At 59.1% G+C, this 18,946-nt stretch carries 24 protein-coding genes; 5 read left to right on the plus strand and 19 right to left on the minus strand.

Annotation, left to right across the window (positions count from 1 at the left end; all coding sequences use genetic code 11):
* Window positions 1–34: 34 nt before the first annotated feature.
* The 6 genes from IPM54_42535 to IPM54_42560 all read right to left on the minus strand — a co-directional run bounded on the left by IPM54_42535 (window position 35) and on the right by IPM54_42560 (window position 4,369).
* Window positions 35–1,084: a hypothetical protein gene (locus tag IPM54_42535; protein MBK9266454.1), complete on the minus strand. Its 1,050-nt coding sequence runs from the start codon at window positions 1,082–1,084 to the stop codon at window positions 35–37.
* A gap of 32 nt (window positions 1,085–1,116) precedes the next feature.
* The gene (locus tag IPM54_42540; protein MBK9266455.1) at window positions 1,117–1,290 is read right to left on the minus strand and encodes a hypothetical protein; all 174 of its coding nucleotides are present in this window, start codon (window positions 1,288–1,290) and stop codon (window positions 1,117–1,119) included.
* A 75-nt stretch (window positions 1,291–1,365) separates the two neighbouring features.
* Entirely contained in the window at window positions 1,366–1,902 is a 537-nt protein-coding gene (locus IPM54_42545; protein ID MBK9266456.1) for a hypothetical protein, read from the minus strand.
* Window positions 1,903–1,912: 10 nt separating this feature from the next.
* Window positions 1,913–2,032, minus strand: a complete 120-nt coding sequence (locus IPM54_42550) for a hypothetical protein (GenBank protein ID MBK9266457.1) — start codon at window positions 2,030–2,032, stop codon at window positions 1,913–1,915.
* 1,445 nt (window positions 2,033–3,477) lie between these two features.
* Entirely contained in the window at window positions 3,478–3,996 is a 519-nt protein-coding gene (locus tag IPM54_42555; GenBank protein MBK9266458.1) for a hypothetical protein, read from the minus strand.
* On the minus strand, window positions 3,980–4,369 hold the full coding sequence (locus IPM54_42560) for a hypothetical protein (protein ID MBK9266459.1): 390 nt from the start codon (window positions 4,367–4,369) through the stop codon (window positions 3,980–3,982). The genes IPM54_42555 and IPM54_42560 overlap by 17 nt, the downstream gene beginning before the upstream one ends.
* 414 nt (window positions 4,370–4,783) lie before the next feature.
* Here IPM54_42560 and IPM54_42565 point away from each other — a divergent pair, with 414 nt between their 5' ends.
* Together IPM54_42565 and IPM54_42570 are read left to right on the plus strand one after the other, a co-directional pair.
* Window positions 4,784–5,338: a hypothetical protein gene (locus IPM54_42565; protein ID MBK9266460.1), complete on the plus strand. Its 555-nt coding sequence runs from the start codon at window positions 4,784–4,786 to the stop codon at window positions 5,336–5,338.
* A 37-nt stretch (window positions 5,339–5,375) separates the two neighbouring features.
* Window positions 5,376–6,359 (plus strand): transposase, encoded by a 984-nt coding sequence (locus IPM54_42570; protein MBK9266461.1) that lies wholly within the window; start codon window positions 5,376–5,378, stop codon window positions 6,357–6,359.
* 213 nt (window positions 6,360–6,572) lie between these two features.
* Here the strand turns inward: IPM54_42570 and IPM54_42575 are convergent, their stop codons facing one another.
* Window positions 6,573–6,758 carry a hypothetical protein gene (locus tag IPM54_42575; GenBank protein ID MBK9266462.1) on the minus strand — a complete coding sequence of 62 codons (186 nt, stop codon included), beginning with the start codon at window positions 6,756–6,758 and terminating at the stop codon, window positions 6,573–6,575.
* Window positions 6,759–6,762: 4 nt separating this feature from the next.
* Entirely contained in the window at window positions 6,763–7,773 is a 1,011-nt protein-coding gene (locus IPM54_42580; protein MBK9266463.1) for a hypothetical protein, read from the minus strand.
* A gap of 27 nt (window positions 7,774–7,800) precedes the next feature.
* On the opposite strand from IPM54_42580, the gene IPM54_42585 reads away from it, so the two are divergent.
* Window positions 7,801–8,913 carry a sigma-70 family RNA polymerase sigma factor gene (locus IPM54_42585; protein ID MBK9266464.1) on the plus strand — a complete coding sequence of 371 codons (1,113 nt, stop codon included), beginning with the start codon at window positions 7,801–7,803 and terminating at the stop codon, window positions 8,911–8,913.
* A gap of 60 nt (window positions 8,914–8,973) precedes the next feature.
* Here the strand turns inward: IPM54_42585 and IPM54_42590 are convergent, their stop codons facing one another.
* The 4 genes from IPM54_42590 to IPM54_42605 all read right to left on the minus strand — a co-directional run bounded on the left by IPM54_42590 (window position 8,974) and on the right by IPM54_42605 (window position 11,338).
* A complete protein-coding gene (locus tag IPM54_42590) occupies window positions 8,974–9,576 on the minus strand; it encodes a hypothetical protein (protein MBK9266465.1) in 603 nt (200 codons plus the stop codon).
* Window positions 9,577–9,695: 119 nt separating this feature from the next.
* On the minus strand, window positions 9,696–10,397 hold the full coding sequence (locus IPM54_42595; protein MBK9266466.1) for an ankyrin repeat domain-containing protein: 702 nt from the start codon (window positions 10,395–10,397) through the stop codon (window positions 9,696–9,698).
* Window positions 10,398–10,404: 7 nt separating this feature from the next.
* Window positions 10,405–10,701 carry a hypothetical protein gene (locus IPM54_42600; GenBank protein ID MBK9266467.1) on the minus strand — a complete coding sequence of 99 codons (297 nt, stop codon included), beginning with the start codon at window positions 10,699–10,701 and terminating at the stop codon, window positions 10,405–10,407.
* 10 nt (window positions 10,702–10,711) lie between these two features.
* The gene (locus tag IPM54_42605; protein MBK9266468.1) at window positions 10,712–11,338 is read right to left on the minus strand and encodes a hypothetical protein; all 627 of its coding nucleotides are present in this window, start codon (window positions 11,336–11,338) and stop codon (window positions 10,712–10,714) included.
* Window positions 11,339–11,647: 309 nt separating this feature from the next.
* Between IPM54_42605 and IPM54_42610 the strand changes: the two genes are divergently transcribed.
* The gene (locus tag IPM54_42610) at window positions 11,648–12,007 is read left to right on the plus strand and encodes a hypothetical protein (GenBank protein ID MBK9266469.1); all 360 of its coding nucleotides are present in this window, start codon (window positions 11,648–11,650) and stop codon (window positions 12,005–12,007) included.
* Between the two features lie 54 nt (window positions 12,008–12,061).
* A complete protein-coding gene (locus tag IPM54_42615; protein MBK9266470.1) occupies window positions 12,062–12,574 on the plus strand; it encodes a hypothetical protein in 513 nt (170 codons plus the stop codon).
* A 100-nt stretch (window positions 12,575–12,674) separates the two neighbouring features.
* Here IPM54_42615 and IPM54_42620 read toward each other — a convergent pair whose 3' ends face one another.
* The 7 genes from IPM54_42620 to IPM54_42650 form a co-directional block, all read right to left on the minus strand.
* Window positions 12,675–13,409 (minus strand): hypothetical protein, encoded by a 735-nt coding sequence (locus tag IPM54_42620; protein MBK9266471.1) that lies wholly within the window; start codon window positions 13,407–13,409, stop codon window positions 12,675–12,677.
* A gap of 93 nt (window positions 13,410–13,502) precedes the next feature.
* On the minus strand, window positions 13,503–14,705 hold the full coding sequence (locus tag IPM54_42625) for a hypothetical protein (protein ID MBK9266472.1): 1,203 nt from the start codon (window positions 14,703–14,705) through the stop codon (window positions 13,503–13,505).
* On the minus strand, window positions 14,702–15,352 hold the full coding sequence (locus IPM54_42630; GenBank protein ID MBK9266473.1) for a sigma-70 family RNA polymerase sigma factor: 651 nt from the start codon (window positions 15,350–15,352) through the stop codon (window positions 14,702–14,704). The genes IPM54_42625 and IPM54_42630 overlap by 4 nt, the downstream gene beginning before the upstream one ends.
* A gap of 185 nt (window positions 15,353–15,537) precedes the next feature.
* Window positions 15,538–15,885, minus strand: coding sequence for a hypothetical protein (locus IPM54_42635; protein ID MBK9266474.1), 348 nt, complete (start codon window positions 15,883–15,885; stop codon window positions 15,538–15,540).
* A gap of 203 nt (window positions 15,886–16,088) precedes the next feature.
* A complete protein-coding gene (locus IPM54_42640; GenBank protein MBK9266475.1) occupies window positions 16,089–16,787 on the minus strand; it encodes a HAMP domain-containing histidine kinase in 699 nt (232 codons plus the stop codon).
* A gap of 6 nt (window positions 16,788–16,793) precedes the next feature.
* Window positions 16,794–18,188, minus strand: coding sequence for a PAS domain S-box protein (locus IPM54_42645; protein ID MBK9266476.1), 1,395 nt, complete (start codon window positions 18,186–18,188; stop codon window positions 16,794–16,796).
* Window positions 18,106–18,726, minus strand: a complete 621-nt coding sequence (locus tag IPM54_42650; protein ID MBK9266477.1) for a PAS domain S-box protein — start codon at window positions 18,724–18,726, stop codon at window positions 18,106–18,108. The genes IPM54_42645 and IPM54_42650 overlap by 83 nt, the downstream gene beginning before the upstream one ends.
* Window positions 18,727–18,946: the final 220 nt, after the last annotated feature.

The following is an 18,946-nucleotide window of genomic DNA, read 5'->3' on the forward strand; positions in this document are numbered from 1 at the left end:
CGTGGGGCTTGATCCCCAAGTGCTCGAGGATCTTTCAGGTTGGCGATCGAGGCGGCAATGATGCTGGGCTGGGCCAAGCTGGTGTGGCTGATGCGCCGCTCCAGCTCCGCCCGACGGTCGTCGTCGAGGGTATGGGTATCGACCAGCATGATGCTGCGCAGCCGCTCAGGCAGCAGGTCGGCCATGTTGCCTTCGATTCGTTCATAAAAATCGCGTACAAAGGGGTAACGGCGAATGAAGGCCTCGCCCATATTGAGGCGCTGCGCACCCTGGCCCGGGAAAGAAAGGCGATCTTTGGCTCATCCCGCGTGATCCCCGCGAAGATCCCCCGCTTTGATGCGTCCAGGGCGTGGATATCGTCACTGCCGTCCATCGCACCGAGGGCATACTCGACCTGTTTGGAAAGCTCCCAGGGACTTTCACTCACGAAGGCGATGCGATAACGGCCACGCTGTTCCCCGCTCAGCACCGCGGCCGAAAGGTCGGTGAGCTGGGCCCGACAGATCTGTCGTGCAACCTCGTGCAAACGCCGCAATCGCTTGTGAAGTGCCGGGAGCGAGTCGGCGGACAAGCAGACCAGCTCATGACTCTGCGCGCTGTGGATCACCGCGAGATGAGCTTCATTCACCGTGCTTTCATCGGCCTCTTCGAGCGTGATGTGGGCATTGGCGCCACCAAAGCCCATAGCGCTGACTCCGGCTCGACGCCGCTGCCCAGCCGGCTTTTCCCAGGCCGAGCCGTGGGTCGCGGGCCGCAGCACACCGAGCGGCCGACCGAATGCGCCATTGGGTTGCAGACACGCGACGGAGGGCGGGATGATCTTGTTGCGCAGGGCCATCACCGCCTTCATCAGACCGGCCACCCCGGCCGCCGCCTTGCAATGGCCGATGTTGCCCTTGATCGAACCCAGCCAATGCAGCCGCTTCTCGTCCTCCTGTTCGAGCATCGACCTGAGCGCCGTGATCTCTGTCTTGTCCCCAAGGGCCGTGCCGGTGCCATGGCCCTCGAACAAGTCCACCGTATTGATGGAATAACCGGCACGTTGATAAGCCTTGGCAATGGCGCGCATCTGCCCCGCCGCCACCGGCGCTGTAATGCCAGTGGAACGACCGTCAGTCAGTGTCCCCAGCCGCGGATCACAGCCCGTATCGGAAAACCGCGCGCACGGGCAAAGCTCTCACGCATCAATACCACCAGACCACAACCCTCGCCGGGCAACATGCCATCGGCATTATCGTCATAGGGGCGAATATCGGTCTTGGTCAGAGCTTTCGTCTTGGCAAAACCCACCACCTCGAAGGGATCCCGAGGCTGACATCGGCGCCACCGGCCAGGACGATGTCCATCTCATGATTGACCAGCGCCTCACACGCCTGGTTCACCGCGAGCAGCGACGAGGAACAGGCGCCGTCGACGGTATAACCACCTCCGCCGAGTGAATTGATGACAGATACGCCCGGCGATGGTGTTGGACATATTGCCAGCCAAACTGTCTTCGGTGATCCGCGGCAGAGGCCGCTGGTAATGTTGTTTGAAGTGTTCGACGATGCGTTCAACCTCGCCGGACGCCGTACCGAGTGTTGCGAGGGACCGGCGCAGCGCGCGTTCCACATAGGGCCAGCGAAATTGCAACACCGCGGACCGGAAAAACTCGCCAGCACCGGAATTGCCGAGGATCACCCCCACCTTGTTGCGATCGATCTTGGCCAGATCCAGCTCGGCATCCTCCAGCGCCTTGTCGGCGGTCCACAGCGCCAGCCAGTGCACGATGTCCGTGACGTTGTAGGTCACTGGCGGGATATTGAAATGAAGCGAATCGAAATGCCATCCCTCGATGACGGCCATCCGATTGGAATAGGTTTTTCCAGGCGCATTGGGGTCCTCGCTGAAATAATCCGCCATTGGAAGGCGCTCATCCGGCAGGGCGCGAAAATAAGCGCCGCCCCGCTACCACGTTTTCCCATAATGTCTCCGGTGACAAGGCACCCGGATATACACAACCCATTCCAACGACCGCGATTCCATTCGACATGTGACCTCTTCTAGTGCGCTCGAACGAACACGGCCACGTCCGAACCTTGCGTATCAAGATTTCTCGTCAAGACGGTTGGCAAAGTATCGCACCATCGTGTCCACGCGCACATCCCAATCCACTCCGCTTCGTCACACGGCATGGTGCTCACCTACGGGTAACCTTTTCCTTGACATGTGGACACACGCGTGCATCGACGCCGACAAACGCAAGCTCGACGTCACGCAAAACGCGTCACCGTACGGGGGAACCACCCCACCTCCCCCCGCGGCCCGGGCCAGACCACACCTTTCCACCACTGGCCCCCCAAACCGGGGCCCACAAACCAATCCGCCCCCCGGGGGGGGGCCCGCGCCCCTCGGGGCGGGGCCCCCGGGGGGGGGGGGGGGGGGCCCCCCCCGGCCCCGGGGGGGGGGGGCAACCAACCCCCCGCCCCCCCCCCCGCCTTCCCCCCCCGGGGGGGGGTGGTGGGCCCCCCGTGGGGGGGGGGGGGCCCCCCCGGGGGGGGGCGCCGGGCGCCCGCCCTTTTCCCCCGCCCTCCCCCCCCCCTTTCCCCCGTTTTCCTCCCCCCGGAGCCCCGCGGGGCGCGGGCCGGTTTTGTGGCTGCTCGGCTTTCTGATGCCATATCGGTCGAATTCGAGAGGTCGTTTTTATGAATGCGCGGAAGTACGGCTTCCGATTGCGTCATTGAATGTACGTGTGCCATATTTCTTGCGCCGACCAATTGTTTTACGTTGGTGCGCAGCTACTATAACCCTCGCTTTCGCGGGCCCGTTCATTCCAGTCAAATTGCAGCGCTTTCTGAAGTTTCAATCCTCCGGCCCCTGGATTTAAGGATCGAAACATTGTATTCGACGGCGGCCGGCCGCGCGTCCATTGCCGCCGAAGCCGCCCAACTTGGCGTCCGAGCGTAACTTCGATCCACGGGCTTTGGCTGCCTGCAAGCCGCCGCTCGATCCGTTCGAGACCATCTTCGAGCCGTTTCGAATCCGTCGTGCATCGCCGATTCTCTAGCTCGATCTGCGGACCGGCACAAAGCAAATGTCTCGGATCCCTTCGGCACAGCTTAAATTTCCAATCCGTCACGAATTGCCGTCCGCCCGCCGAATCCAACGCCTCACGCCAAGATTTCATCGCTGCTTTGGGCGTGCCAATCCAATACCGTCTGGCCGTTGATTCAAGCCATTTCATTCGCTTCGCTGCCCATCCCGCGATCCATGACCCAACGTTTGCGCGATGCCAAATCTCCGTCCCGTACGCCTCGACGATTTCTTTGACCGTCGTCATGTCTACACGGTTTCCGGGGAAAACCTCGTAGCCAAGCGGAAGTCCTTCACGCGTGACTACGAGCGCGATGCAAACTCTGCTTGCAATCCGAGCAGGGATCGCGACTGAATCCGCGGCGAGGGCTCGTTTTCTCCGCAAGCCCTCAGCCGCTCGCCGCATCACAACAGCAGATCGTGGCCCAATCGGAGAACACCCGCCGCGAGTCGCTGCAAATGTTTCTCGATGGCTTTGTGCGGGAAAAAGCTCGTCGAGCGCGCGAGCAGCCGGTCATCGGCTGACCCCGCCCACTGGTAAACGAGAATGTCTTGAGCGCCGTTTTCGCGATATAACCCGGCACGTTGATAAGCCTTGGCAATGGCGCGCATCTGCCCCGCCGCCACCGGCGCTGTAATGCCAGTGGAACGACCGTCAGTCGAGTGTCCCCAGCCGCGGATCACAGCCCGTATCGGAAAACCGCGCGCACGGGCAAAGCTCTCACGCATCAATACCACCAGACCACAACCCTCGCCGGGCAACATGCCATCGGCGTTATCGTCATAGGGGCGAATATCGGTCTTGGTCAGAGCCTTCGTCTTGGCAAAACCCACCACCTCGAAGGGATCCAGGCTGACATCGGCGCCACCGGCCAGGACGATGTCCATCTCATGATTGACCAGCGCCTCACACGCCTGGTTCACCGCGAGCAGCGACGAGGAGGATCACCCCACCTTGTTGCGATCGATCTGGCCAGATCCAGCTCGGCATCCTCCAGCGCCTTGTCGGCGGTCCACAGCGCCAGCCAGCACGATGTCCGTGACGTTGTAGGTCACTGGCGGGATATTGAAAATGAAGCGAATCGAAATGCCATCCCTCGATGACGGCCATCCGATTGGAATAGGTTTTTCCAGGCGCATTGGGGTCCTCGCTGAAATAATCCGCCATTGGAAGGCGCTCATCCGGCAGGGCGCGAAAATAGCGCCGCCCCGCTACCACGTTTTCCCATAATGTCTCCGGTGACAAGGCACCCGGATATACACAACCCATTCCAACGACCGCGATTCCATTCGACATGTGACCTCTTCTAGTGCGCTCGAACGAACACGGCCACGTCCGGAACCTTGCGTATCAAGATTTTCTCGTCAAGACGGCTGGCAAAGTATCGCACCATCGTGTCCACGCGCACATCCCAATCCACTCCGCTTCGTCACACGGCATGGTGCTCACCTACGGGTAACCTTTTCCTTGACATGTGGACACACGCGTGCATCGACGCCGACAAACGCAAGCTCGACGTCACGCAAAACGCGTCACCGTACGGGGAACTAGGCCTAGATCAAGCGCTACGTTCTGGCCGAGCCTAGATTTGGGCTCGCTCATGGAGTTCAGGACGAGCGTTTCAGGTGAAGCGCGTCGAGCAATTGTCATATTTTGGGAACGAACGCAAAAAGATTTCGGGAAAGGTGCTCGAGCCTGTCCATACGTGGTATGAGTGTCAAAGCAGTTAGAGCAAACCGGCGTGTCAAAGCATCCAAAGCGAAACAGCGTTTGCGCGATTGGTACGAGCGTGGGAAGAAAAAGATCAGGGATCGACTGGACGCGATTCGACGCGACCCAACACCACGGGACAGTGGTCCCGAATTCGGCGCCAAGAAGATTCACTACGAAGCGTCAAATCGCGTGCAGGCAATTACCTGTGGTGGCATTGGTGCAATCCATCAGGTTGTTCAAAAGGTGGGGCTCGCGCGAGCCATTGATAAGGATATTTCGATACTGAAGCGCCATCGCCCATATCGAGAATCTGACCATATCCTGAATGTCGCGTACAACGGGCTGTGTGGCGCCAAGGTGCTCGACGATATTGAGGTGCGACGCAACGACTCAGCGTTTCTGGACGCTATCGATGCTCGCGCGATTCCGGATCCAACGACATCTGGCGATTTTTTCCGTCGGTTCGATGGCACATCCATAAACCAATTGATGGATACCGTCAACAATGTGCGGGTGAACGTGTGGCAGCATCAGATAGCGTGGAGATGCTGACGAGGAGACAGCGCGAATCGATATTGATAGTACCATCGTGGCAACCCAGGGTGAATGTAAGCAGGGAATGGATCTCGCCTACAATGGCCAATGGGGCTATCATCCATTCATCGTTACGTTGGCAAATACGAAAGAACCGCTGTTTATCGTAAATCGTCCCGGAAATCGGCCATCTGGAGAGGGCGCTTTGGAATATATCAAGCGCTCCATAACGCTCTGCCGCCGCGCCGGCTTTCAAGATATTCTCGTGCGCGGTGATACTCGAATCGCGTCAGGCAAAGACTTGGATGAATTGGATAACGAGGGCGTTCGCTTCGTCTTCGGTTATGACGCGAGAAAAAACATGCTTGCAGAAGCAAACGGCATTGATGATTCCGAGTATCAGGCTCTCGTGCGCAAGGCGGACGAAGTACTGAATGCACGTAAAAAGCAGCCGCGCGTAAAAGAGGAAATCATTCGCAAGCGCGAGTATTTGAATCTCAAACTCGAAGAGGAAGATATCGCCGAGTTCGATTATCAATCAGGAACGACGAATCGCAACTATCGCGTCATCGTCCTTGTAAAAACGATTGTCGAAGAAAAAGGCCAACTCACCCTCGGCTATCGCTCGCGGTACTTTTTCTACGTGACCAATGACTGGAATATGAGCGCTGCGCAAGTCATTGCGGAGTCCAATGACCGTTGTAACCAGGAAAATATCATTGCCGAGCAGAAGTCCGGCACCCGCGCATTTACCGCTCCACTCAATACGTTGGAAGCGAATTGGGCCTATATGGTCACCACTTCGATCGCGTGGTCACTCAAAGCCTGGCTTGCATTGCTCCTGCCCGTAGAAGGCGGAAAGGAAACGGAGCACAATGCCGAGCAGAGACGCGTGCTCGGTATGGAATTCCGCTCATTCGTCCAGCGAATCATTCTCGTTCCCGCGCAAATCATCTCCACAGGTCGTCGACTCGTTTATCGACTTCTCGCATGGCGCCCCGATCTTCCCATCCTCTTCCGACTTCTCGACGCGCTCTGAACATCAGGATCGCCCGACGCACCGGGGCCCGGGACGATCCGCTCGCATGAATTCAACTACGAACATGAAAAACCGAGGGCAACGACGTAATTGAAAAATGGGGGACAACGAATGGGGCATAACCCAAATGGCGAACGTGTACCCTTTGGGGTCAATTGGGTTCATTCGTCTGTTGTAAATTGGATCGCTTCTTCGTTAGCGCTTGATTGAGGTCTAGTGCCGGGTCAATCTCATCAGGGTGATGGTACCCGTCGGGTCCATGCTCAGCTCCACATCCTCACGCCGAAAGCCAGTCTTGGCCGCCAGCTTGGCCATCTTCTGCGGAGAGCGATAGACGAGCCACCAATCGAGGAACCACTCCATCGGCGCCTGTGACCAGTGGTTCGGCAGTTTGCCCATGCACTCATTCGACCGACCACGCGCCCATCACGGCCAATCCTGCCGCGAAGGTCCTTGGGTCGTCGATTGCCATCGTAGCCTTACCAAACCTTTTATCGGCGAATGCGATGCGCGCTAAAACATCAGCACGAATGGAAAACGGACCGCGAACGAACAATTGGGTTCCAACACGAAAATTTCCGCCGAACATCAAATGCAAGTCGTCATGATTTGGTGATTGATTCGAATAAAATGCCGTGGTCGCCAAGCCGCCGCAGAATCGAACGACACCGCGGACCAGACACAGGGAACCCACGAGCGGGATGGCGTGTGTGCGAATGGATTCCAACGTTTGCGATGTCCACGACCCCTCGAATTCGACGTGCACATGGGACCATTGGCGCCATGGGGCGTAACTGAGGAGCAGATACGGTCCGCCGCCGAGCCCCGAATGTATGCCCGACCCGACGAATGCGCCAATGCCGATGGAGGATCGATAAAGCGTTGGTGCATGCGTGATCGTTGGCACGGGCGGCGCAGGCGGTGGGCACGTTGGACATGGACGTGCGGGCGGACATGATGGGCACGGGGCGCACGCGGGACACGTGACGGGTTGCTTTGGCGGAGGTGGTTCGAAGGCGCCCAAGAGCTCCGCTGCATCCTGGGCGGCGCCATACAGCACGAAGTAGCACTCGTCCGTGGCTGGATGTTCCGTGTGCCGCTCCGCCACGACGGCGCCCTGAGCATCGACGAGCGACAGCTCCGCTCGCTTGCCGCCCGTCGCCGTCCAGCGGATACGCACCACCAACCGACGCTCGGCATCATCATCCAACACCGTAGGAGGCACCCATGCGCCCAGAATCGAGCGAAAAGCGTCATCGTTGTTGCACTTCTTGGGGGCACGCGATGCGTCGAAGTCCAGCCGTGTGGGAAGGATCACGGGTGGCTCGTGAGCAAACGCGGGTTGAGCGGAAAAAGCCAGGCTCAGCACGGCCATCGCCAGCACCTGACAAAAAGTGAAACGATTTTTCGTCATCCAGGTACGCTCGCGCCCTGTACCTGCATGGGCAAACGACCTCCGGAATTCCCTTTTGGTTTGTCGGCCGATCAATTTGCCAAGCTCACGCGAAAGATGTTGGGCGTCGCGCGACGGGTCACTCGTCATTCCGGTGCTTCTCCTGAAGACGCCGTGCAGCAGGCGTTCGTCAAGGCATTACTCAAGCCCGGCAACGAACTGCCGTCAATCCAAAATCACAAAGAGTTTGTCGCAAGGATGTGCGAGCTCGTGAAGTACGAGGCCCTGACGATCCGCACCGACCAGCGTCGCCGAGCGGAACGCGAGATTGGTGCCGGCACGGATATCGCCGAACTGGCTGGGGTTCCACCGGCCACGGGGGTCGTCGAAGCGCGCAAGATGTTGGATTGCGCCATAACGGAACTCGATCTTGAGGATCGAGCGTTTCTTCATGCGCTGTTCGCCGAAGGAAAAACCATTAGCGAGATAGCTCGAGAACAAGGTGAACCGCGGTCCACGGTCGAGTCCCGTCATCTACGGCTCCTGAAGCTGCTTTACGCCCACGTTCAAGCCAAGGTAGCCGCCCTCCTGGTGCTGCTTTTGCCGAAGAAAGCGCGCGCGTTTGTCGCAAACGTGACGCAGCGGGCCCCGCACGTGATGGTGCAGGCGACACAATTCAGCGGCGCCCTGGCGGTGACCGTGGTTTGCGGCGCGCTTCTGCCCACAGGTTCGTCGGCGAACACTCCTCCAACGATGGCCATGGGTTTGACGCCGTACAGCATCCCTGAATCGGTCACAACGCAAGCGGCACGTTTGCCGCCAACTTTCATTCCCGAGGTTGCGCCGGAAGAACCGGAAGCCCTTGACACCGTGACAAACCCGTGCTCGGGTATGGACATGAAGTCCGCCAAGATCGCAGGTTATCTCCAAGCAACCGCGCTCCCGTTCGCCTTGCTGGTCGCTCCGGCGCTCACCCAAGTCGCATGCGCGGGTACGGAACAAACACCACCCCCGCAAACACCACCCCCACGACAACCCGTGGACGACGACGAAGCTGACCGTCGTCGCGAGAACGACGTATTCTACAGAGCCTATTGCAATCAGGAACGAGCGCGCGGAAACAAGTGTATGTCAAGGGAAGAGTGGGACGCCGAGTATTAAAACGCATACCGCTTGCCGCGCTGACAAACCAATGCTCGGCAGCGGAGGCGCTCGGCATACCTATTCCCAATCAGCCTTTTTGAATTTCAAGCCCTGATGGCCCGGAACGGGAATCAGCACCCGCAGCAGCAGACCTGCGCGTCTACGTTCCGCGATGCTCTTGTATGGTTCCAGAAAGGGATTCACGTAATCGGAGTCGTCGTCGTACATGACGTACGGTTCCCAGATGCCCCCGTGCACTTCGTTCAAATGCCAATGGCCTCCCGTCACGTGTCTCGCGACTTCGCCCGTATACGCGACAATCGCGGCAAACAAATTGGGAATTTCCAGTATGCGGCTCCGCGGTCGTATGCGTTTCTTCAGCGCTTCTTCCACCACGTCCAGACTTTCGGGCGTATTGTCGAGCGCTTCGCGGGGCAATTTCAATTGCTTCACCAATTCGTCGACCAATCCCGGCACCGCTTCGATGAAATGCGGCCCCTGCGGGAGCAATCCCTCCAAAACGTGTTGCGAAAAGGGGCGTTTACTGATGCTGTCAAGGCGCTCCACAAGAGCTTGTTTCGACTCGTAGAGCGCACTGCCACCATGCTCCTGGAACAGCAACACCTCACCCCGGTCAGAAACGTACGCAATGTTGAATATGGCGCTCAGTTCCGGGTCCACCGTCCAATTCTCTTCACTGAGCAATTTTTTGCTTCGGATTTCTTGAGCGACCAACTCCGCGGCGTCCCTGTGGGGTTCGACGGGCGGCGCAGGCGGGGATCGTTCTCCATGGGATTTCTCTAGAGGTTGGGGCTTGTGGACCCGGGAATACCCGGGTCGCCGAGCAGCGCGCGAATCTCCCGAAGGCGCTCCTGGGCGGCAGGATCCTCGGGGACACGACCTAGCTCAACCGTGAACTGGAGTCGCTCGAACACCGTGATGTCGTCTGCGTCTCCAACATGCGGATCTGCGCCATGAGCGAGCAGCAGTTTCACCATCTCGACATTGAGCCTGGTTGCCGCAAACCCCAATGCATTCATGCCAGCAGGCCCCCCTCCCTCATGGATGGTTTTGTTCGCACCGCAGTGTAGGAGGAGCCGAGCCATCGCCAGATAGCCTTTCTCGGCGCACAAACGCAGCGGTGACTCGCCCTCATCACCCCGTACATTGGGATCCGCGCCAGCTGCCAGAAGGATGCGCACAGCGTCGATGTGGTTGTTGAACACGGCAGTCAAGAGCGGCGTCGACGCATGCTCCTCGTCCCAACGGTTCACGTCGGCGCCGTAACGCAGGAGCAGGACCACCGTGTCGATGGAGCAGCCTGGCTCTGACGCGCCGGGAGTCTGGAGCGCCCGAACCGCTACCAGCAATGGAGTGAGGCGGAACTCAAGGGTATAGTAGCGGGATATGACGGTCGCGTTGGCATCGGCGCCGGCGGCGAGAAGTTCTGCCAAGCGGTCGATGTTGCCAGCCTCAATGGCTTCGAGAAGTGCGTCAGACATGGTTCGCCTATAGTCCTGCCATGGGGTGGCCTTTGGCGCAATTGATCAGCTTCAGGGCTTCGCAGGCGTCGAGCCCTCGCTGGTGGTCGTCAATCGGCTTCTTGTGTATGTCGTCTGGCTTGCCGCCGAAGCACTTGTCCTGAACCAGCCATCGCGCTGCGATGCAGGCCTGCCTTTGCAGGATGCTGAGCTTGATCGCCGAGCAGGGGATCAACGGAAGATCCGTCTTTTTGGCCTTACCCCCGCAGGTCGCGGCGAAGCCCTTGTCGCAAATCTTGTGCATCTCCTTTTCCAAGCGAGCCATCTCGTCGTCCTCACACGTCTGGTTCGGATACTTTCGCGGTAGGGCGATCGGGATCGGCGGCGCCGTCGTCGTCGCGGTGGGTTTGGCGGTCGCCATCGGCCAGCCCGTCGTTATCGTGGTGGGTTTGGCCGTGGTCGTGGTCGCCGTGTGCACCATGATCTGCACGGTGTACACGGAAACCAGCCACGACCATGCCCAGCGCGAGCAAACAAGGTGGCGACGCAACGCAAACCGCAAGCGGTACTGCCGGAGTACCCAGCAGCATGCGCGATTCCGGCTGTGCAAGCTCGCGATCGAAATTCTCCGAGCGGTGGCGCAGAAGATCGTTCTCGGTCAGCGAACGGATCGAGGCAGCTATGCATTGCTCGAGCTCTTCATCGCCGACGCTGGAATCCATGAGCGCAATGGAGTCAACTTCGCCGTTGCTATCGAGCGTCACGTCATACTTGACGATATGGTCCGCATCTCGGACGTGATGCGTGTGCTCGAAAGCGCACCCTCGGATCGGTGCTGCAACGTGCTCGGGAATGTCCGCAACAGGATGATGAACGCCCCCGCATCCCTGAGGCACGAACGCAAAACCCAAGCACACGGTAAAGCTCAAGGACAATGCAAGTCTATTGATGGTGGGAACCATGGTGCGATAGCACCCGAAGGGGTGCGCCGTGGTCAAGGTGAAACCCGCATGTGATCCCCGTACAACCATCCGCCGCCTGCTCGTGCGTACGCGGATACGCAATTCAATCGCGTATCTGACTACACGCAGCATTTTCGTTTGCTCACCAAGAGTCCGCTATGACCAACCTTCACGCGCGACCTGTGGCGCGGCCCCGCCCTCATGCAGATCCGCGTCGGCATTGCAAGGGAAAACCTATGCAAGCCCACTCCTCGTTTCGCGACCAAACCCACGCGGCCCGCTCGCAACTCCCGGCGTGCGAGGATACAGGTGCTTGCCGGTTGGCGACAGCGTCACTCCCGACGACATCGTCGACCACACTCCACGACTTCGCCAACCGGCGCGACGACTTCGCCAACCAACGCGACGACTTCGCCAACCCCTTCGGCGAACTCGCCAACCAACGCGACGACTTCGTCAGCCAACGCGACGACTTCGCCGACCAGCGCGACGACTTCGTCGACCACCCTCGACGATCTCACCAACGAACGCGACGACATCGTCGCCCCCCTCGACGATTTCGCCAGCGAAAGCGACGATTTCATCAACGAACACGGCGACTTCACCAGGCCCATCGACGACTTCGTCGCCACCCACCAAGGCTTCACACTGTTGGCAGATACGTGTTGACGTCCGTTTCCAGGCATGCAAACGTCCAAACCACCTTAGCCGAGGAGGCCAATCATGAGCAAAGTCACCGGTGCAGCCTACGCGGGACCGCTGGAAATATCATTGAAGGATCTCGATGGACACTTGATCGACCTACCCAAAAACGCAATGCAACGTCTTCGTTCAGCACAAGACGGCATTGATGAGGTCATCACCGAGCTTGCACAAAGCGTCCCATTGCATGGCGAGAATGCCGGCATCACGACGAAGGTCTATCAAAGCTTCGTGGACGATACGGCGATCATCGAAAAGCTCGAGGCGGGCGAGAGCGAGCTCGAAAAGCTCCTCGAAGTCGTACGCGAAAGCCGAGCGAAAAAGGTGCACAATCGCGAAAATACGATCGCCCAAATGGCCGACGCGGCCAAGTCGACCGCGCACCGCACTGGCGACAAGAGCATCCTCGCACCATTCGAGAAAACCATTCGATACAATTCACAGATTGCTGAAAAAGCCGCGCAAACGCGACGAAAGAATGCCGAAGCCAAGGCGGAGGAGGGGACTCCGCCCGATGGCAACGGCACGCCGTGAAACCCGGGTATGCCCGCAATTCACGCTGCACTACGCTAAAACCGCTTTGCCAGATCGTGTAACGGCGTCGTACCAACTCTAACGCCCGCGACGCCACGATTCACGGACAAGGACCGCTCGACGTGCAAGCATACGACGCGGAGATCGCCTCGCCATCAGGGCAGGCTCCCGGATCGGGAATCAGGTCAAAAAGAACGAACCCAGCCTGCTCGCACGTTTCATGCGCCGCCATTTTCAAGTCGGCATAACCTTGGCAGCTCCCATTGCCGATGGTTCCGCTCGCGCAAATGCTGGGCGGGGGCGGAGGTAATGCAGTTCCGCCGGAACAACATTCGTAAGCCGCCGAAATGGCCGAGTCGCCGGAGCACGCACCATCATCAAAAACAAGGTCCGTTAGGACGAACCCGGATTGTTTGCACAAGTCCCATCCCGCCATTTTCAAGTCTTCATGGCTTTGGCAGGTTCCATCGCCAATGGTGCCGCTCGTGCAAGTACCTGGATCGGGCGGCTCTGGCGCAGGTGCGGCGGGACAGCACTGATACTCGCCAGCTCCTTCCGTCACGTTGTTGCAGCCATCGACGGGTTCAATGGTGAGGGCCACGAGCTGCATGCCCGCTTGTTGACAAGCATCGTGCGCTTGCATTTTCAGGTCGCCATAATCGATACAGCCGCTCGCGGGCAGCGTCGCTTGGATGCATTCGCTCCCTTCGACGAGTTGCTGATCCGTACCCGGACGTGCATTTTCGTCCCCAATTTTGACGTCGGCTGCGCAGCCGCCAAAAAAAGTTGCCACCAAAGGAAGGGAAAGAAAAACGAGCGTTTTCATCGTCCGCATGTGAACCTCCATGGTCCCATTCGAGGTGGACCGGCCTCGTTCCGACGCTTCTATCAATCGCGAGGTGCCAAAAAGTTTCCTTTTTTCTTCACTTCACAAGTCGCAACACACGGCGATCACTTGCGATGCCTGACCGTCGGGACAACCGACCCCGACGTGCAAATCGAAAAGGTATCCCTTTTCTGCTGCGCACATATCGGATGCCTCTTGCTTCAACGTCCCGAGGTCTTTGCAGGTCGCGCTGTCGATGGGGGCGAGCTTATGGCACGACGGAGGGTTTGGCGGAGGAGGTTCCACCGCCGGCGCACAGCAAGTATACTTCGCCCCGCCCATTCCTCCATTGCAACTCTCGAAATCGTAAACCAAATCGGTCAGTTGTAGTCCCGCAGCCGTGCACTTTTCATAAGCGAGCATTTTGAGAAGTCCGGGATCTTGGCAAGCTTTGCCGTCACTCATCGTATCCGTGAAGCAGGTTTCGAGCTCGGCTTCGATGCACTCGTGCGTTTCTCGACGAAACCCACCATTGCCACATGGTTCGAGCAGCGTGAGCTCGGTCAGCATGAGTCCTTTTTCGGAGCAATCGAGATCGGCTGCTGTTTTCAAGTAATCGGTGGAACGACAAGCGATCATGGTGTTGGGCTCGGACGCTTTTTCATGCCTGCGTGAAGCACTCGACGTGCTCGACGAGCCACTCCAAAGAGAAAGGGGCGTTTCCGATTTCGGAACGGGTGCGCCCGACCAATACCATTCGGGTGACGATGAATCGAACGAGCGCATTTTCATGCGCTGCGCGTCGAAGAGGCTCGAACGATAGGGCAGGAACATACGCGGCATTCGTTCACGCCGCGGTTGTGATGGACCCATGAAATCATCCGCTTGCGGAGGTTGCGGGAGCGGCAGCGATGGCGCGATGTCGTGTCGATTTTCATTCGTTGGACGCGCCTGGGGAACGATGGCGTCATGAAATACGGGGTCTTGTTTTCGAGGTGTTTTGGGCGGTGGATTGTGCACATCGGTCGATGCGGCCGGCACGTTCGGCTGCAAGGGTCGAAAATACGACCGGCGCGCCCTGGAAATCTCGTCGTGCAGCGAAATGGCGACGGCCGCCAAGCAAGCGCCGACGACGAGAGGTCGCCAAATGGTCCGCCATGCCAAGGGTTTTCGTGACGAATCCGTCGTTTTTGACAGGCGGGCCAAAAACCGAGTTTCCGCCCCGCGCGCAGGCTCGTGCCGCGCATAGTGCTCATCCACTTCGCGCAATCGTGCCACGAGGTTGCGGCTGCTCTCGACGCTCATCCCGGCACCTCCCAACCTCGTTTTCGGAGTTTGTCGACCGCGCGTTGAATCAATTTGCAAACGTATCCTTTGGAATGACCCAACACTTCCCCGATTTCGTCTTGCTCTTTGCCATCGAGGTAATACATGGAAAATGCAATCTGTTCTTTCGCGGGCAATTCGGCGAGCGCATGGGCGGCGCGCTGCAAGTCTTGTCTTGCCATCGCAAGCATGTCGGGCGTGGTCGGTTCGACCTGCTCCGCGCCGAAAAGCCACCGGATGGGCGCAAGCATTCGGAATTTTTCCCGGCGCAATCGACAAAAGCAGCGCTGCGTCGTCGCCTTGTACAGCCACCCTTCGAGATGCTCGCGGTCATCGAGGGTGGGAAGTGCTTTCATGAGGTCGAGAAAAACGTCCTGCATGATGTCTTCGGCCCACGTTGTATTTCCTTTTCCGTAGCGAAGAGCGATTCGGTACACGAGCGCGTGGTGAGCGCGATAGAGCGCCGCGAGCTCGGTTCGGGGATCTTGGGGACGAGCTTCGATGCGCCGCTCGTTTCGGGAAGCAGGCAATGGTTTGGGCGCTGCAAGATCGGCTGCTCGCGGTTCGCACCCCGATGGCGCGAGCAAGGGCGGAACGTGGGCAGGGGCAATTTCGGGGTTGGGCACGGTACGGACTCTCGTCGCCCTTCAACATGCGCGAGAGTGCCTCCAGTTTCCTACGTGCCGCACTTTTTTCCAGCCCGCTCGTTCTTCGATGCGCTGGCGCTCGCCGAACACGCAACCCTTCGTCGTCCCGACCCACGGACGCACGTGTGCCTTCGCGCAGCCAATGACGTCACCGCGTCACGCGACTACCACTGCACGTTGCCCCAGCACGCATCCTCGACGCTGCCGTTCGATTGCTCCATGCAAAATTTCGTCGCAGCGTCATTGCAGTTGGCCCATCCCCCGACCGCGTAGGCCGAGCCGACGACCAGATAGCGATTGACGGTGGAGCACTTCGCCAAGCAGTAATTGACGGCATGGTCATCGAAGCACGCTTCCGTATTTCCACACGACCAGCATTCACCAGCCGTCAACCACCTTCCCGATGTGTCCATGTCGACGGGATCTTCCGCAGGTGGCATTTCTCTCGAGCCGCATGCGATGAAAACAAAAATGAGCAATGGGGCCACAAGGCCCGCGAGCAGCTTTCGCACGGTCGTCCCCCCGCGTTTCGACCCGTACGTACAAGCAAGCAGGATGCCGAGCTCATGTGACGCGTAAGATGAAAGGCGCAAATAATAAAATCCCAAGTTGTCGCTTCTGGTAGCTATTGCAGAGACCACGTCTTTGCGACTCTGCGCCTTTGCCCCTTTGCGATGAATTCTTCATGATGACCGGCGCGCGAAGAAATAGGTTGTCATGCCAAACAAAGATCTCGCGAAGTCGTGGCGACCGTCGGCGTCACGATTGGAATCGTGAAGGTGAACTTGCTGCCGCGTTCTGGGGCACTGTCGGCCGTGATGCGGCCGCCGTGGGCTTCGACGATACCTTTGACGACCGCCAGTCCGAGCCCCGCCCCGCGTCGGTTGGGTTTTCGCGTTTGCCAGAACCGGTCGAATACGTGCGGCAGGTCGTCTGCGGGAATGCCCGCACCCGTGTCCGCGACCCAAAACAGCACTTCGCCTTTCCGAGGCTCTGCGCCCACCGTGATCCGACCGCCTGGCTCGGTGAATTTGAGCGCATTGCCAATGAGGTTCTCGAACACTTGGAGAAGCCGGTCGCGATCCGCCCAAATGCGGGGGAGGCCGGGAGCCGCTTCGAGCACGAGGTCGAGAGATGCTTCGGAGGCGAGCGGCTTTTGGCTATCCACGCATTCGAAGAGGAGATGCGCCGTGGATACGCCGGCCCGTTCGATGGAAAAGCGCCCTGCCTCCATACGCGCCACGTCGAGCAGATCTTGAATGAGACGATTCATTCGAGCTACGGCAGCCTCGATCACCCCGACAGGGTTTCCAATCAAGTCGTTCGATTCGGGCAAGTGACGCCGAATACGCGACGTGCACGTGAGGACGCTCCCGAGCAGATTGCGAAGATCGTGCGCGACGATGCCCATCATGTCGTCTCACGCCTGAATCGCGCGCCCCGCTGCACGATAGAGCCGCGCATTGTCAATCGATAAAGCTGCTCGGTGAGCAAGCTCTTCGGCCAGGCGGAGATCTTCGCGGTCATACACTCGAGACGGTGTCGCGGATACCAGAGCCATCGCGCCCATGAGCGCCCCGTGCGCCATGAGCGGCACGGCGATGACGGATTGTGGATCAATGGCACGAAGCGCTTGTAGGTGCTGCTCATTCTGAGACAACGATTCGACCATTTCAGGCGACAGACGCTCCATGAGGACCGGATGTCTGTGCACGATGGCTTCCGTGAAAAAACTCGGCCGTGATCGATCGAGCGGAGTATGCTGGAGCACTTCGCAGAGCGGGGCTTTCAGAAGGTCTCGGCTCGCGACCTTGACCCGTCGCACCTCGCCATCTTCGAGCACGTCGACGATGCAAAAGTCTGCAATATCGCGAACGACCAATTGCGCGACGTTGCTCAACGTCTCTTCGTAGTCGAGGGTCGACGCGAACATCGAGCCGACCTCGGCAAGCAGTTTGTGTTCGTGCTCAATCCGCTTTTGGTCGGTGATGTCGATCTCGGTGCCGACCATGCGGGTGGGTTTGCCCTTTTCGTCGCGGGCAAAGATTTTTCCTTGATCGAGGATCCAAATCCACTGTCCGGATTTCGTGCGAATGCGAAACTCCATGCGGTACTCGGGCACGACGCCATTGAAATAATCGTCCAATGCTTTTTGCACATGAGGCCAATCATCCGGGTGCATGCCGGCGATCCACGTGTCCACGTGGGGCTTGATTTCGTCGGGGCGGAAGCCGCGCATCTCGGCCCACCGAGCATTAAAAACGACCTCGCCCGTCTCGATGTTCCAATCCCACGTGGCCATGTCCGCGCCCTTCAAGGCAAGCTCGAACCGCTCCTGCGTTTGCCGAATTTCATCCTCGGCACGCTGCTGCTCCGTGATGTCGCGAAGAATCACCGTAAAAACTCTCGTCCCGTCGACGACCACTTTCGATACGGCTGCGTCGGCGGGAAACTCTTCCCCGTTTTTGCGAAGGCCAAAGATTTTCATGCCGCGTCCGGCCATACGATGCGCTACCTCCGGCGCCGCCGCGAACCGCTCCACATACCGACGGTGAGCGGCTCGAAAGCGTTCCGGGATCAGCATCTCGAGCGGAGCCCCAATCACCTCGGTCTTCGAATAGCCGTAGATCTTCTCGGCGCCCTCGTTGAACAGCGTGATGCGCCCATCATCGCCCATTGAAATGATTGCATCACCAATGAGGACGTTTTGCTCGTCGAACTCGAGATCCGCCTTATCTCGCACCCACTTGGTTTCTCCGCCGACGAGGAGCCGGTGTTCGATGTCGTAAGGAGCCCCGCCAGCGCGGCCGCCCACGCGAGGTTGACATATCCCTGTCGGCTGGATGGACGCAGTCGAGAAACCCCTCGTAGGTCATCGGCGTCCCCAAGGGAACCCCGAAGATTCGGTAGTTCTCGTCGGACCATACCAGCTCGTTGCGTCGGACGTCGAGCCGCCAACTGCCGATCTTGGCCACCGACTGGGCCCGCGCCAGATCTTCGTGGCTCGCACGAAGCGCTCGTTCCAGTTGCTTTCGCCCGCGGATGTCGCGCACGAACCCTTGCCAGCGACCGTCGGGAAGGATCTTCGCGCTAACCTCCACGGCGACGTCGCTTCCGTCCTTGTGCCGAAGCGTCCATTCGTCGATGTCGACGTTGCCATCGAGCATCCGCTGCTTCGATCGCCAGAGCCGTTCGACATCCTTGGCTGGAATCAAATCGAGAATGGTTTTTCCGATGAGCTCCTCGCGAGAGTAGCCGAGCAGCCGGCAGGCCGCGTCGTTCACGTCGGTATAGCGGCCGTCAATGTCGGCGATGAAAATCCCGTCGGGCGCTTGTTCGAAAAGAGAAGCCAATTGGGGCCCAACGTCGTTCGGGACATTGCCCCGTTTCCGAACGAACGACGTCGGCCGACCGCTCGGAGTACCCTGGCCAGCCCGCGGGTGCCGTCCCCTACGTTTTTTCACCGGAAGAAAACTAACAAAATCGCCGTTGCTCTGCCACTCGCTCGGCCAGCCCTACTCGGGGTTTTGTCCGCCTTTGCGAGGCAGGTGCGATCGAGCTCGAGCGCCTACG

Source organism: Polyangiaceae bacterium (genome assembly GCA_016715885.1).
Classification (GTDB): Bacteria; Myxococcota_A; Polyangia; order Polyangiales; family Polyangiaceae; genus Polyangium.